General features: G+C 67.0%; 14 protein-coding genes. 11 read left to right on the forward strand and 3 right to left on the reverse strand.

Features of this window, described 5'->3' with window-relative positions:
* Nucleotides 1–18: 18 nt before the first annotated feature.
* From flgF to F614_RS0110990, 8 genes are all read left to right on the forward strand, one after another.
* On the forward strand, nt 19–759 hold the full coding sequence (gene flgF, locus F614_RS0110955) for a flagellar basal-body rod protein FlgF (protein ID WP_018867335.1): 741 nt from the start codon (nt 19–21) through the stop codon (nt 757–759).
* A gap of 45 nt (nt 760–804) precedes the next feature.
* Nucleotides 805–1,593: a flagellar basal-body rod protein FlgG gene (flgG, locus tag F614_RS0110960; protein WP_018867336.1), complete on the forward strand. Its 789-nt coding sequence runs from the start codon at nt 805–807 to the stop codon at nt 1,591–1,593.
* 4 nt (nt 1,594–1,597) lie between these two features.
* Nucleotides 1,598–2,296, forward strand: coding sequence for a flagellar basal body L-ring protein FlgH (gene flgH, locus F614_RS0110965; protein WP_018867337.1), 699 nt, complete (start codon nt 1,598–1,600; stop codon nt 2,294–2,296).
* A gap of 27 nt (nt 2,297–2,323) precedes the next feature.
* Complete coding sequence (locus tag F614_RS0110970) at nt 2,324–3,541, forward strand: flagellar basal body P-ring protein FlgI (protein WP_018867338.1); 1,218 nt, start codon at nt 2,324–2,326, stop codon at nt 3,539–3,541.
* A complete protein-coding gene (gene flgJ, locus F614_RS0110975) occupies nt 3,541–4,578 on the forward strand; it encodes a flagellar assembly peptidoglycan hydrolase FlgJ (RefSeq protein WP_018867339.1) in 1,038 nt (345 codons plus the stop codon). The genes F614_RS0110970 and flgJ overlap by 1 nt, the downstream gene beginning before the upstream one ends.
* A gap of 62 nt (nt 4,579–4,640) precedes the next feature.
* The gene (gene flgK, locus F614_RS0110980) at nt 4,641–6,536 is read left to right on the forward strand and encodes a flagellar hook-associated protein FlgK (protein WP_018867340.1); all 1,896 of its coding nucleotides are present in this window, start codon (nt 4,641–4,643) and stop codon (nt 6,534–6,536) included.
* A 21-nt stretch (nt 6,537–6,557) separates the two neighbouring features.
* Complete coding sequence (gene flgL / locus F614_RS0110985) at nt 6,558–7,814, forward strand: flagellar hook-associated protein FlgL (RefSeq protein ID WP_019558897.1); 1,257 nt, start codon at nt 6,558–6,560, stop codon at nt 7,812–7,814.
* Nucleotides 7,815–7,890: 76 nt separating this feature from the next.
* Nucleotides 7,891–8,580, forward strand: coding sequence for a hypothetical protein (locus F614_RS0110990; protein WP_018878986.1), 690 nt, complete (start codon nt 7,891–7,893; stop codon nt 8,578–8,580).
* 132 nt (nt 8,581–8,712) lie between these two features.
* On the opposite strand, the gene F614_RS0110995 is transcribed toward F614_RS0110990, so the two are convergent.
* From F614_RS0110995 to egtC, 3 genes are read right to left on the reverse strand one after another with little or no spacing between them, the layout of a single operon-like run.
* Complete coding sequence (locus tag F614_RS0110995) at nt 8,713–9,465, reverse strand: SIMPL domain-containing protein (protein ID WP_019558898.1); 753 nt, start codon at nt 9,463–9,465, stop codon at nt 8,713–8,715.
* Nucleotides 9,466–9,475: 10 nt separating this feature from the next.
* Nucleotides 9,476–10,660, reverse strand: coding sequence for an SUMF1/EgtB/PvdO family nonheme iron enzyme (locus F614_RS0111000; protein ID WP_019558899.1), 1,185 nt, complete (start codon nt 10,658–10,660; stop codon nt 9,476–9,478).
* Nucleotides 10,661–10,675: 15 nt separating this feature from the next.
* A complete protein-coding gene (egtC, locus tag F614_RS0111005; protein ID WP_018867345.1) occupies nt 10,676–11,458 on the reverse strand; it encodes an ergothioneine biosynthesis protein EgtC in 783 nt (260 codons plus the stop codon).
* An 83-nt stretch (nt 11,459–11,541) separates the two neighbouring features.
* Between egtC and egtD the strand changes: the two genes are divergently transcribed.
* Genes egtD through ppx form a run of 3 tightly spaced genes read left to right on the forward strand, consistent with a single transcriptional unit; the run spans nt 11,542 to nt 14,584 of the window.
* Nucleotides 11,542–12,564 (forward strand): L-histidine N(alpha)-methyltransferase, encoded by a 1,023-nt coding sequence (egtD, locus tag F614_RS0111010; RefSeq protein WP_018867346.1) that lies wholly within the window; start codon nt 11,542–11,544, stop codon nt 12,562–12,564.
* 5 nt (nt 12,565–12,569) lie between these two features.
* Entirely contained in the window at nt 12,570–13,082 is a 513-nt protein-coding gene (locus F614_RS0111015; RefSeq protein WP_018867347.1) for a histidine phosphatase family protein, read from the forward strand.
* A gap of 2 nt (nt 13,083–13,084) precedes the next feature.
* Complete coding sequence (gene ppx, locus F614_RS0111020; protein WP_019558900.1) at nt 13,085–14,584, forward strand: exopolyphosphatase; 1,500 nt, start codon at nt 13,085–13,087, stop codon at nt 14,582–14,584.
* The last annotated feature ends 10 nt before the right edge of the window (nt 14,585–14,594 follow it).

The following is a 14,594-nucleotide window of genomic DNA, read 5'->3' on the forward strand; positions in this document are numbered from 1 at the left end:
GGTAAAGAGGGCTTGAGCATGGATCGATTTCTGTACATCGCGATGTCCGGTGCGAAGGAGACGATGCACGCACAGGCCATCAACAATCACAACCTCGCCAACGCCAACACCGACGGCTTCCGCCAGGCCCTGGCCACCGCGGATACGGTGCCGGTACGCGGCCCGGGCTATGCCTCGCGGGACTACACCCAGGTGGGTAACGAGGCGGTGGATTTCAGCAAGGGCAAGATGCAGAGCACCGGCCGTGATCTGGACATCGCCATCGAGGGCGAGGGGTTCATCGCGGTGCAGGGACCGGAAGGGGAGGAGGGCTATACCCGGGCCGGTTCGCTGCATGTGGATGCCTTCGGCCTGCTGCGCACCGCGCAGGGCCACCAGGTCCTGGGGGATGGCGGGCCGATTGCCATCCCGCCGGCGGAGCAGATCGAGATTGGCACCGACGGCACGATCAGCGTGCGCCCGCTGGGCGTGGGTCCGGAGGCCCTGGCAGCCGTGGAACGCATCCGCCTGGTCAACCCCGATACGGACGACCTGCAAAGGGGTGATGACGGCCTGTTCCGCCTGGCGGATGGTGGCGAGGCCCCGGCGGATGCCGAGGTTCGCGTGGTCTCCGGAATGCTGGAGGGCAGCAACGTGAACACGGTGGAGGCCCTGACCCGAATGATCGAGCTGTCCCGTCACTTCGAGATGCAGGTGAAGATGATGGACAGCGCCAACACGCTGGAACAGAGCAGTAACCGCTTGCTGGGCCTCGGGTAATTTCCCGGGACTCGCGCGGCACTTGAGAGAAAACAGGAGAACACCATGAACCAGGCACTGTGGATCGCCAAGACCGGCCTCGACGCGCAGCACACGCGCATGTCGACGGTCTCGAACAACCTGGCCAACGTGAATACCACGGGCTTCAAGAAGGACCGGGCGGTATTCGAGGACCTGATCTACCAGACCGTGCGCCAGCCGGGCGCCCAGGCCACCCAGGATCAGCAGCTGCCTTCGGGCCTGCAGATCGGCACCGGCGTGCGCGCCGTCTCCACCGAGAAGATGTTCGAGCAGGGAAATCTGCAGCAGACGGACAACTCGCTGGACATCGCCATCGAGGGGCGCGGGTTCTTCCAGATCCTGCTGCCCGACGGCAACGTCGGCTATACCCGCGACGGCAGCTTCCAGCTGAATTCGGACGGCCAGGTCGTGATGTCCAACGGCTACCCGCTGCAGCCGGGTCTGTTCGTACCGGAGGACACGCAGTCCCTGGCCATCGGCAAGGATGGCACGGTGACCGCGCAGATCCCGGGTCAGGCGGCGCCGGTGGAGCTGGGCAACATCCAGCTGGCGGACTTCGTGAACCCGGCGGGCCTGCAGGCGGTGGGCGAGAACCTGTTCCGCGAGACCGCCGCGTCCGGCGTGGCACAGCAGTCCCTGCCGGGCCTGAACGGGACCGGCACCGTGGTGCAGGGCTCGCTGGAGACCTCGAACGTGAACATCGCCGAGGAGCTGGTGAACATGATCGAGACCCAGCGCGCCTACGAGGTGAACTCCAAGGCGATCTCCGCGGCTGACCAATCGCTGCAGTTCGTCAACCAGACCATCGGGTGATGTGATGACGCGCCTCGGAACCGTTCTCCGCCCGGCCCTGGCCGTGACCGCCGCACTGCTGCTGTCCGCCTGCGCCGCCACGCAAACAACCAAGCCGGACGACAACCCGGAATATCGCCCGGTGATGCCTGCCCAGCCGGTCCCGCAGTCGCAGAACAATGGCGGGATCTACCAGGCGGCGCATTCCCAGGGCCTCTTCGAGGACTACAAGGCGCGCAACGTGGGCGACATCCTCACCGTGATCCTGGCGGAGAGCACCAACGCGCAGAAGTCGGCGTCGACCTCCACGGGCAAGGATTCCAATCTCGACCTGGGGAACCTGTCGGCCTTCGGCCGCGATGCCACCTTCAACGGGCGCCCCCTTTTTGGCGCGAGCAATTCGAGCTCGCGTGACTTCGACGGCTCGGGGGATTCCTCGCAGAGCAACCAGCTCGACGGCGAGATTACCGTGACCGTGGCCGAGGTCCTGCCCAACGGCAACCTGGTCGTGCAGGGCGAGAAGTGGCTGGGGATCAACCAGGGCGAAGAATACGTGCGCTTTCGCGGCATCGTGCGCCCGGTGGACGTGACCACCAACAACACCGTGCTCTCCACGCAGGTCGCCAACGCTCGTGTCTATTACGGCGGTTCCGGCGTGCTGGCGGACAGCAACACCCCCGGCTGGATCACGCGCTTCTTTAACAGCCCGATCTGGCCCTTCTGACGCAGCGTGCGCGCGGCGAGGTACGACATGGACTCGATATCCCTCAAACAACCCGCGAACGACCGCCGGATCGTGGCGCTCGGCGACTGGCGGCGCTTGGCCCTGCTGGTTCTGGTAGCGCTGCTGGTGGCCGGTCCGGGGAGCGCTTCGGTGGCGGCGCAGACCGCCATCCAGCAGCAGGCGGCGATGCAGGAGCGCAGCTACATGGAGCGAGTCAAGGACGTGGCCAGTGTCTCCGGCGTGCGCGAGAACCAGCTGGTCGGGTACGGCCTGGTGGTGGGCCTGGACGGCACGGGGGACCAGACCACCCAAACGCCGTTCACCGTGCAGAGCCTGAACAATATGCTCGGCCAGCTCGGGCTGACGCCGGATGCCGGCAACCCGCAGCTGCGCAACGTCGCCGCCGTGATGGTCACGGCCGAACTGCCGCCGTTCGCCAAGTCCGGCCAGCGCATCGACGTGACCGTCTCGTCGATGGGCAACGCGACCAGCCTGCGCGGTGGCACGCTGCTGATGACGCCGCTCAAGGGGGCGGACGGGCAGACCTACAGCATCGCCCAGGGCAATCTGGTGGTCGGGGGCTTCGGGGCCGAGGGGACCGATGGTTCGCGCATCACCGTGAATGTGCCTAGTGTCGGCCGGATCCCCAACGGCGCCACGGTGGAACGCGAGGTCCCGACCGCGTTTGCCCAGGGGGATCATGTCACCCTGAATCTGCACCGCCCGGACTTCACTACGGCCAACCGCCTGGTACAGACGGTGAACGATACCTTCGGCCAGGGGGTCGCCCATGCCCTGGATGGATCGTCGGTGCGCGTGCGCGCGCCGTCCAACCCGGATCACCGGGTCGGCTTTGTCGCGGAGCTGGAGCGCCTGCCGATTGAACGTGGTGCGCCACCGGCGCGGGTGATCGTCAACTCGCGCACCGGGACGGTGGTGATCGGCTCCAGCGTGCAGGTGACCCCGGCCGCCGTCTCGCACGGCAGCCTGACGGTGACGATCAGTGAGGCCCCTCAGGTCGTCCAGCCGGCGCCCTTCGGCGCGGGCGAAACGGCGATCCAGCCGGATACCGACATCGCGATCGAGGAGGGCGACAACACCATGTTCCTGTTCGATCCGGGCACCTCGCTGGACGAGATCGTGCGCGCGGTGAATAACGTGGGGGCCGCCCCCGGCGACCTGGTCGCGATCCTGGAGGCCCTTCGCGAAGCCGGCGCGCTACGCGCGGAGTTGGTGGTGATCTGATGATTACCCCGGGCGTCGATACCCAGATGCAGGCCCGCGCGGCCCTGGCCTCTGACCCCAGTGGTCTGCAGGACCTGGCCCGGGGTGCGCGTTCGGGCGATCAACAGGGCCTGGAGGCCGTCGCCCGCGAGTTCGAGGCGATGCTGATCGGCCAGATGCTCAAGCAGATGCGCGAGGCGTCGCTGGGCGATGGCCTGTTCGACAACGACCAGAGCAAGATGTACCTGGAGATGCAGGACCAGGAATTCGCCAAGGCCATGAGCCAGGGCGATGGCATCGGCCTGCGGGATGCCCTGATGCGCCAGCTCTCCGCGCAGCAACCCGCCGATCCCGAGGCCTTGAATGACCCGGATCGCCAGGCGGCACTCGAACTGCCGCAGCGGCGGTCGGGACTGGATACCCTGCGCGTACTGCAGGGCGATGTGGAGCCCGAGTTGCAGCCGGTGGGGCCGCAGCGCCCCGATGCTGTGGCCCCGCAACCGAGCGCGGGGGCGGCGGCGCCATCACCCATCGCCTGGCCCCCGCGGGACGCCGCCGAGTTTGTGCAGAGCCTGGAGCCCCTGGCGCGGGATGCGGCCGCGGAGCTCGGGGTCGAACCCGGCATCCTGCTGGCGCAGAGTGCCCTGGAGACCGGCTGGGGACAGCACGTGCCGTCGCGCGCCGACGGCCAGCCGAGCTTTAACCTGTTCGGGATCAAGGCGGACAGCCGCTGGAACGGGGATCAGGTCTCCGTGGGCACCCTCGAGTTCCGTGAGGGGGTTGCGCAAAGGGAGCAGGCGCGTTTCCGTGCCTATGCCGATCCGTCAGAGTCGTTCTCCGATTACGTCGAGTTCATTCGCAACAATCCGCGTTACCACCGGGCCCTGCAGGCCGGGGATGACGCACAGTACATTCGCGAGCTGCAGGACGCCGGTTACGCGACGGATCCGGCCTATGCGGACAAGGTCCTGCGCCTGCGCGATCAGTTGGCCGCGCACCAGGGCAGTGGATCGACTCAAGTCGCGGCCGATGCGGCCGTTACCCGTACCGAGGGGTAGAGCATGAAGCAGAAATGGCCCAATCCGGTGGTTGAACGAGCGGTTTCGCGGGAGGCGCGGGTATGAGCGCGTCCGGGATTGGCACCTCGGCGCTGCTGGCCTTCCAGCGCGCGATTGGCACCACCAGCAACAACATCGCGAACTCCGCGACCGAGGGCTACAGTCGGCAGCGCACCGAGCTGTCCAACCTGACGCCGCAGTTCCTGGGGGGCAGCTTCCAGGGCCAGGGCGTGCAGGTGGACACGGTTCGGCGCATCTCTGACGACTTCGTGAACACCCAGCTGCGCAACTCCATCTCGGATCAGTCGAATGCCGAGCTGAAGGCCTCGCTGGCCGGGCGCATCGACGACCTGCTGGGAAGCTCCAGTTCCGGTCTGACGCCGGTACTGCAGGACTTTTTCGACGCCGGCCAGGATCTGGCCAACGACCCGACGTCCAGTGCCGCGCGCACGGTCTTCCTGACCGAGGCGGAATCCCTGGCCGAGCGTTTTGCCTCCATCGACCGGCGCATCGAGGAGCAGCGCGACATCATTAATGGCCAGATCCGCACCAACGTCGAGGAGATCAACTCCCTGACCGAAGCGATCGCCGGGCTCAACCGCGAGATCGTGTCGAAGTCGACACAGGGGACGCCCAACGACCTGTTGGACCAGCGCGACCGGGTGCTCAACCAGCTGGCGGAGAAGGTGAACGTCCGCATCACCGAACAGGATGACGGAGCGGTCAACGTCTTCGTCGGCAACGGCCAGGCCCTGGTGCTGGGCGGCAACAACCGCGAGCTGGTCGCCGAGTCGCTCACGGGCGACCCGCGCTCCCCGGACATCGGGCTGAAGACCAGTGGTGATCCGGTCAACATCTCCCGCTTCATCCAGGGCGGCGAGCTGGGTGCATTGCTGGAGACCCGAACCGGGATCATCGACGAGGCCCAGAACACCCTGGGCCGGCTCGCGGTGAGCATCGGGGCGGAATACAACCAGCAGAACAACCTCGGGCTGGACCTGGAGGGCAATCTGGGCGCGGATATCTTCGGGATTGGTGATCCGGCGGTACGTGGATTCCCCGGCAATGAGTCTGATGATGTTCCGTCTGTCGAATTCGGAGACGTGCGCGACCTGACCACGTCCGATTACCGCCTGAGTTATAACGGTACGGACTATGAACTACGGAAGCTGTCGGATGGTGAGGTCGTAGCGAGTGGCAATGGAGTCCTTGAGGCGGATGGGATCATTGTGGATACGGCTACGATTGGCGGACAGGTGGAAGGGGATGGCTGGCTGATCCAGCCGACCCGCAATGGGTCGCGCGACCTGTCGGTGGAGATGACCGACCCTAGTCGGATCGCTGCAGCCAGCGCCGTGCGGGCCGACCTTGGCGATGACAACGCCGGGGATGCCGCGATCGCGTCTGTGCGAGCAGCAGACCCGACCATCGATTTGGAAGCTCTACCCGCGGACGACCCCGATGAGGTTGTGTTCGATGCTGACATCGGGGACCGGGGCGCTTTCGTGATCGATGGAGAAGAATTTGAGCTCAGTGAGGATGGTGTGACAACCATTGAGTTCAATGGATGGGAAATGGAGGTCCGTGGTGCGCCTGCGGACGGGGATATCTTCAAGGTCAGCAGCAACGAGGGGTATCCCGGCGACAATCGCAACATGCTGGCGATGAACGAGCTGTCGGATCAGCGCCTGGTGGGCGGTGACCGGACCTTCGGGGATGGCTACAACAGCCTGCTGGCCAATGTCGGCACGCGCACCCGGCAGGCCCAGGTCGCGCAGGAGTCCGCCGATGCGCAGCTGGCACAGGCGCGGGCGCAGCGTGAGGCAGTGTCCGGCGTCAATCTGGACGAAGAGGCGGCGGATCTGATCCGCTACCAGCAGGCCTATCAGGCGGCGGCCCAGGTCATCTCGGTCAGCAACTCGCTGTTCGACTCACTGCTCGGCGCCTTCCGCCGCTAGCGCCCACCGGGAGATACGGACATGCGCATCTCGACCACCCAGATCTTCCAGACCGGGATCGACCAGATCCAGCGGGGCCAGACGGAGCTGAACCGGACCTCGCTGCAGATGGGTCGCGGCGAGCGCATCCTGAGCCCCTCCGATGACCCGAGCGGGGCCACCCAGGTCAACCAGTTCGAACGCATCATCCAGGCCACCAAACAGTACCAGCGCAATATCGACAACACCCAACCACGCCTGCAGCAGGAGGAATCGGCCCTGCAAAGCGGGACGGATCTGCTGCAGCGGGCGCGCGAACTGGTGGTGGCCGGCAACAACGATTCCCAGACCAACGAGACCCGCAGCTATCTGGCCGGCGAACTGCGTCAGTTACGAGAGGGCCTGTTCGACATCGCCAACACCAAGGATCCCAACGGCGAATACCTCTTCGCCGGGACGAAGTCCTTGCAGCAGCCCTTCCAGCAGGATGGCACGGGCGCGGTGCGCTATGAGGGGGCCGAGGGTACGGGCAGCGTCCGCGAGGTCGCAATCTCGGCCAACCGCAAGGTGCCGGTGGGCGATACCGGTGCGCGGGTGTTCATGGATATTCCGGAGAACGACGGGCGGGTCGGGGCCGAGGTGCTCAATCGGGAACCCGGCAGTACTCTTGTTGTGGAGCAAACCGGTGTAAGCGACGTTGGTGCACTGGATGAGCGCGACTACACGATTGAATTCTCTGAAGACGCCGGCGGGAACGTCCAGTTTTCCATCACCTATGTAGATGAGAATGGAGATACCCAGTTCGCCGAAGACAATTCCGGGAATTCGATGGAAGATCGGCCTTTTGTGGCCGGTGAGGCGGTCCTTTTTGAGGGGCGGAGTATCACCCTGAGTGGCACACCCCAGGCTGGGGATCAGGTCTTGTCCCGCGCCGCCGATAACAAGAGCGTGTTCGAGACGCTGGACGCGATCATCGCGGCGCTGGAAGAGGGCGGCGCCAGTGGTACCAGCCGGGCCAACCTGGCGACGGCCAGCAACACCGCACTGGCCGACCTGGATGCGGTGCTGGGCAACTTCAGCGACATCCGGGCCGAGGTCGGTTCGCGCCTGAAGAGCTTCGATCAGCAGAAGGACCTGAACGAGGACCGCCTGGTGGACCTAAACAGCGCGGTCTCCGAGATCCGCGATCTGGACTATGCCGAGGCGATCAGCCGCTTCAACCAGCAGCAGGTGGCCCTGCAGGCCGCGCAACAGACCTATACCCAGGTGAACCGCCTGTCGCTGTTCGACTTCCTCTGATCCATGCCCCGGCCGTGCGGATCATGGGCGCGCCTTTGTGCGACCATGACGCCATTGTGATCTGCGAGACTCCGGCATGGCCAAGAACAACGAACCCTCCGCGCCCATCCAGTACCGTTCCACCGGGCGGCCCCCGCGCTATCTGATCGTCCTGCTGATCCTGGCCGCGCTGTGGGCGGGGTTCTGGGGTGTCATCCACCTGCAGTCGGGCGAGCCCGAGCCGGTGACCCTGAATGTCGAGGAGCAGGCGGAGCTGGAAGCCAAGCTGCGGGCGTTGGGTCCGCGCGATGCGGAGCCCCGCCCCGATAGCGCACCAGGCGATCCGATCATCGATCTCGACGCCGAAGCCGAGCCGCTGGTCCCCGAACTCTACGAGGAACGCGCCGAGGCCCGGGTGGTGCAATTCAGCGAACGCGAGCTGAATGCGCTGATCGCGCAGGACCCGGACCTGGCCGGGCGGGTGGCGATCCGCCTGACGCCGGGACAGGTGAGCACGCGGGTGCGCATCGATGTGCCGCCGGATATCCCCCTTCTGGGCGGACGCGTCCTGAATGTGCGCTCGGGCGTTCGCTTTGGTACGGAAGAGGGCCAGGTGCACGCGCGCCTGGTGGGCGTCAGCGTTGCCGGGATCCCGCTGCCGGATGCTTGGCTTGGCGGGCTCAAGGACGAGGATCTGCTGGGGCTGGAGCCCTTCCAGCAATTGCGCGCCGGTATCGAGTCCATCGAGGTGCGCGACGGCGAGCTGGCCCTGGAACTCGCCCGCTGAGGCAGGGCGCTTGGTGCCACTTGTGGCACCTGTGCCACGAGACCGCCCCGCCACGGTTGCAGATCCCGGCTCTGCGCTGCGCTTCGGCCGGGATGATGTTCTGGGGGGAGGAGGCTTCCCTGATGCGGTGGGTTACCGGGCGGGGCCGACGCGCAGGGTTTCGGCGCCCAGAGCCTGCAGGCGGCCGCGTATGCTGAGGGTCAGGGTGGAGTGCCCGGCCTCCAGCGCCGGCTGGCTGGCGGATTCGTCCATTGCCCGCATGGCCATCATCGGCTGTGGGCCGCCGTGGGAATCATCCGGCAGTTCCACTTCCAGAACACGCAGGTGTGTGGCGCCCAGTGAGCGGGCGATGACGCGCGCCTGAGCCTTCAGGTCGTCCATGGCCTCTTCGATCATGGCCTCGCGGTGTTCCTCGCGGGCCTCGGGGCTCAGGGAAAAACGGATCTGACTCACCGTGAGGTCGTGCCGCTGGAGGGTTCCCACCAGTTCGCCCAGGCGGTCGAAGTCGCCGCTGGTCAGTTCCAGGTTCTGCTGGACCTGCCAGGCGTTGATGCGGCTGCGGTCGTCGGCGTCGTAGATGGGGCGGGTCGAATAGCCAATGGTGCGGGCCTCGACGGCATCGTGTTCGCCCGCGCGTTCCAGGGCCGCCTCCATGTTCCGGTTGACGGTAGCCGCGGCTGTGGCAGCCTCCGGGGCGCGCGCCTCGGTCTGCATGTGCACGGTCATGTGATCGTTCGCGACCTGGCGTTCGGTCTTGCCGGTCAGGGAAAGCGTCGTGGCGCCATCGCCGCCAACAGCGGCCCCGGGGATCGCCAGTGCAAGTACGGCGAGGCCGGCGACGAGCGAGGATGTCCGGTGGGCAAGCGGGATGTGGTTCGGTCGCATGGGTGTTTCCTTAGAGGTCTCGGGCCAGGCGGATGCCGGCGAATACGTGGCGTTTGTCGGGAGTGAAGAAATTGCGCAGGGTCGTCCGGGTGAGCAGCGGGTCGCTCCAGGCACTGCCGCCGCGCAGGACGTAGTGCTTCCCGTCGAACCAGGGCAGGGAGTATTCATCATAGGGGTAGGGCCGGAAACCCGGGTAGGGTTGAAAGGGGTTCGCACACCATTCCCAGACCTGCGCTGTACCGGCTAGGCAACCGGCCTGCGCGGCATGCTCCCACTCGTGTTCGTGGGGCAGGCGGGCGCCAACCCAGCGCGCGTAGGCCGTGGCCTCGAACCAGGAGAGGCCGACGGCGGGTGCCCGGGGCTCGAGCCGCTGGGTGCCGCCCGGCAGGGTCTGGACTCGTGTGCCGTCGGACCGGCGCCCCCAGCCCAGCGGGGCGGTGACCCCCGTCTGTTCCAGCCACGCCCGGCCGGATTCGTCCCAGTGAGGGCCGGGGTGATATCCGTCGGCCTCGATGAAGGCCGCGACCTCGGCGTTGGTGACGGGGTGTGCACGGATGGCGTGGGGCGCGAGCCGCACGGTGTGTCGGCCGCGCTCGTTGTCGAAGGCGGTGATGGAATCGCTGCCGGCGATGTGTTCGCCCCCCGGGCACTCGATCCAGTCGTTGCAAGGCCAGTGCGCGGTCTCGGAGGTTTGTACAGGGCCGGCTTCGGTGTGTTGCAGGCGGGCAAACCAGCGCACCTGTTCGAGACTCTCCAGATGCATCGCGTGGTGCTGCGCGAGGAAACCGGTCAGGTAGTCGTTTTCAAGCAGGGGATGGCGGCGCACCTCCGGGTGGGCGCGCAAAAGCTCCAGGTGGTGCTGCTGACATGCCCGGCCCCACGCGAGCAGCGAGTGGCGGGGTGGGAGGCGCCCGCCGCGGCGCCATTTCGGGCTTTGCTCCGGGAAATAGAGGTCGTGCCAATCCCGCCGTGCGGGCGGCGGTTCACCCAAAATCCGTTCGTGCAGCCAGACCGCCTCGATGAAATGGCAATGGGCGTAATGCCACCCCATGGGGCTGAGGTCCGGGTGGTACTGATTGCGCCATTCGTGTTCCGGGGTGGCGAGAAGCGCCGCGTTCAGGCGGTCGTGCTGGACGGACAGGCACTCTATGAGGTCCGGTTCGGAAGCGTTCGACAGCGGATGGACGGCGTTCATATCCGGTGGAGCGCGTTACAAGGCCAGGAGTTCCGGCGGTTCGTCGGGATCCAGGATCAGCAGGTGGCCGGATGGCACCGGGCGCCAGCGCTCGCGATCCGTCAGCGGTTCCGATGCCACGACCACGCTGTCTTCGGGGAACGTCTCGTCATCGGTGGTGTAGTAGAGGCTGGGGCAGGGCGCGTTGATCGCGTGGCGGCTGGCGATGATGCGGCGTCCGTCGGACAGGATCACGTTCAGCAGGGCGGTATCCGTGCCCAGCCAGGCCTCGATGGTCGAGAACGCCTCGCCGAGGGCGCCTTCCAGCGTGGCGTTCTCGTCATCGGCCAGGTACTGCCGCACCAGCGCGAACAGGTGTTCCGAGTCGGTTGTGCCCTCGATGCTGGCTTCGATCTCGTGGCTGAGGATGTTCTGGATCTGCCGCCGCACATCCGGCCGGAACCGGCTGATCAGGCCGTTGTGGCTGTACAGCAGGCCGTCCCGGGCGAACGGCTGGGCATTGACCGAGTCGCCCCCGAAGCCGGGGGTTGCGCTGCGGATGGCCGCGATCCAGAGGGGCTGGGTCATGTCGCTGGCCAGATCTTCCAGATTGGGATCCTGCCAGAGCGGGTCGGCTCGGCGGTAATGGCGCGCCATGCCCCCGGCCCCGAACCAGCCGAAGCCGAAGCCATCGGCATTGACCCGCGCGTACACCAGTTCCTGGGGCGCCATGGCCTGTTCGATCAGGTTGTGGGGGGGATCCAGGATCAGGCTGCGCAGCGTGATCGGAGGACCCAGATAAGCGAGGTGTCGGCACATTGATCCGGGCTTCCCTGGGGGCAGTTGGGACGTCGGTGGTTTCATGCTAGCGTGCCGCAAACCCTCTTGATACGGAAGCCCGCATGTCCGCCGACGCCTGCGCTGTACCCGTTTCCTCCCGTTACAGCCGCCGGGTGGTGGAAGAACGCGATGCCCACGCCGAGTTACTGGCCGATTTCCGCGCGGGGATGCTCGAGCCACCGCGATCCCTGCCGCCGAAGTACTTCTACGATGCACGGGGTTCGCAGCTGTTCGATGCGATTTGCGACACGCCGGAATACTACCCGACCCGCCTGGAGGCCGAGCTCCTGGAGCGTCATGCCGATGCGATCGTGGACGCATCCGGCGCCCGGACGCTGTTCGAGCTGGGCAGCGGGACCTCGCGCAAGACCGAATACCTGCTGGCCGCCCTGGAGCGGCGCCTGGCGGCGCCCCATTACATCGCCAATGACGTGTGTAGCGAGATCCTGGACGAGGCGGGCGAGCGGCTCTTGCAGCGCTTCGATCAACTGCGGGTGGACAGCCTGTGCGGCGACTACGCGGCGGCCCTGGGCCACCTGGGCGAGGTCGCCGGCGCGCGTGGCGACGGTCCCCGACTGTTCGCCTTTCTCGGCAGCAGTCTGGGGAATTTCGAGGACCCAGAGGCCGCCGCCCTGCTGACCCGGATCCGCGCGACCATGAATGCGGAGGATCGCCTGTTGCTGGGGCTGGACCGGGTCAAGCCGCGTCCGGTGCTGGAGGCGGCCTACAACGATGCGGCGGGGGTCACCGCGGCGTTCAATCTGAATCTGCTGTCGGTGCTGAATACCGAGCTGGGGGCGGATTTCGACCCCGAGGGGTTCGATCACCGCGCGCCCTTCGTGGAAGAGCATTCGCGGATCGAGATGCACCTGGTGGCGCGTCGCGACCAGGTCGTGCAGGTCTCGGAGCCCGAGGCTCGCCTGGAGATCGCGGCAGGCGAGATCATCCGCACCGAGATCTCGCGCAAGTTCAGCCGCGAGGCGGTTGATGGTCTGCTGGCGGCGGCGGGGCTGGAACACGAGGCCGAGTGGTCGGCGCCCGAGGACTGGTATTCCCTGTTCCTGCTGCGGCCCGGGGCGGCCTGATCGGCATGCGGGAAGCGCGGCTGGTGCTGGTGCGGCATGCCCAGGCCGGTAATCCCGGCGACTGGGACGGGGCCGATCGTGACCGGCCGCTGACCGACAAGGGACAGGTCAGCGCGGTGCGCATGGCCCAGGCGCTGGGCGATCTGCTGCCGGCTTCCGTGGAGCTTCTGTGCAGCCCCTATCTGCGCGCCCGACAGACGGCGATCCCCCTTTCCCAGGCGCTGGATGTACCGGTGCGACAGAAGAAATGGCTCGCTCCGGGACAACCCGCCGGGCTGGAGGTCGAGGCCCTGGCCCGGAACCTGCCGGCGAACGGCGGGTTGGTGCTGGTGGGCCACGAACCCGACCTGTCGCTCCTGGCCAGCTGCTTGCTGGGCGCGCCCGGGGGGCGGAGTCTGGTGCATATGGGCAAGGGCGATGCCTGCGGGCTGGCGGGTTCGCTGCCGGGGCCGATGCGCCTTGTCTGGCATCTCCCGCGGCGGGTCCTCGAACGGCTGGCCGATGGGGAGGCGCATTAGGCATGCAGGAGGCTCACCATACGGAGACGGTTGCGGCCGTCGATCTGGGATCCAACAGCTTTCACATGATCGTGGCTCGGCGCCAGGATGGCGAGGTCCTGAAGGTGGACCGGCTCAAGGAGATGGTGCGGCTTGCCAGCGGCCTCGACGATCAGGGACAGCTGGATCCGGAGGTCGCCCAGCGGGCTTTGGACTGCCTGGATCGTTTCGGCCAGCGGCTGCGTCAGCTGCCGCGCGGACATGTGCGGGTCGTTGGGACCAACACGCTGCGCCAGATGCATGACAGCCGGGCCTTTCTGCGGTCGGCGGAGCAGGCCCTCGGACATCCGGTGGAGATCATCGCCGGGCGCGAGGAGGCACGGCTGATCTACCTCGGCGTGGCCCACACGCTGGCGGATGACAGTGGCCGGCGCCTGGTGATGGATATCGGCGGCGGCAGCACCGAGTTCATTATCGGGGAACGCTTCGAGCCGGTCCTGGCCGAGAGCCTCGAGATGGGGTGTGTGACCTTTACCCGGCGCTTCTTCGCCGACGGCAAGCTGAGTCGCAAGGCCTTCGATGCCGCCCGACTGCGAGCGGAGCAGGAACTGCAGCCGATTGCCAGCGCCTACCGGGCCGAGGGATGGGATCAGGCACTCGGGGCCTCGGGCACGATCCTCGCGCTGGATCGCATGGTGCAGGAGTCGGGCCTGGACCCGGCGCCGGGCATGGACCGGCAGGCCCTCGAGCGTCTGCGGGACGCACTGATCGAGCAGGGCTCGATCGACGGGCTGGAGTTCCCCGGCCTGGCGGCAGAGCGGGCGCCGGTCATCGCCGGCGGACTGGCGGTCCTGCTGGGCGCGTTCGAGGCGCTGGGCATCGAACGCCTGCATCCCTCCGACGGGGCGCTGCGCGAGGGAGTGGTGCATGACCTGCTGGGTCGCTTCCGGCACGAGGACGTGCGCGGGCGCACCATTCATCATCTGCGCCGGCGCTTTGCGGTGGACCCGGCCCAGGCCGAGCGCGTCCAGGCCACGGTGGCACGCCTGGTCACCGCGGTGCGCGCGGCCTGGGGGCTGGACGGGGACGACGCCGAGCGTCTGGACTGGGCTGCCGAGCTGCACGAGATCGGCCTAGCCCTGGCCCACAGCAAGTATCACAAGCACGGTGAATACATCCTCACATGGGCCGACCTGCCCGGGTTCTCGCAGCCGGAGCAGGCGGAGCTTGCGCTGCTGGTGCGGCTGCACCGGCGGACCCTGAAACCCAAGCTGCTGGGCGGTGTGCGTGAGGATCGTGCGGGCGCCTTCCGGTATATGGCGGTGCTGTTGCGCCTGGCCGTGCTGCTGCATCGCTCGCGGGCACCCGATCCGGTGCCGCTGGAGCGTATCGAGGCGACGACGGACGGCCTCGCACTGAGCTTTGCGACGGGATGGCTGGATGCCCATCCCCTGACACGGGCCGACCTCGACGCCGAGCGCGAGGAATGGGCCCGCCACGCACTGCAACTCGAGTACGCCTGACGGCGGATTC

Source organism: Thioalkalivibrio sp. ALE12 (assembly GCF_000381105.1).
In the GTDB taxonomy this organism is placed as follows: Bacteria; Pseudomonadota; Gammaproteobacteria; order Ectothiorhodospirales; family Ectothiorhodospiraceae; genus Thioalkalivibrio.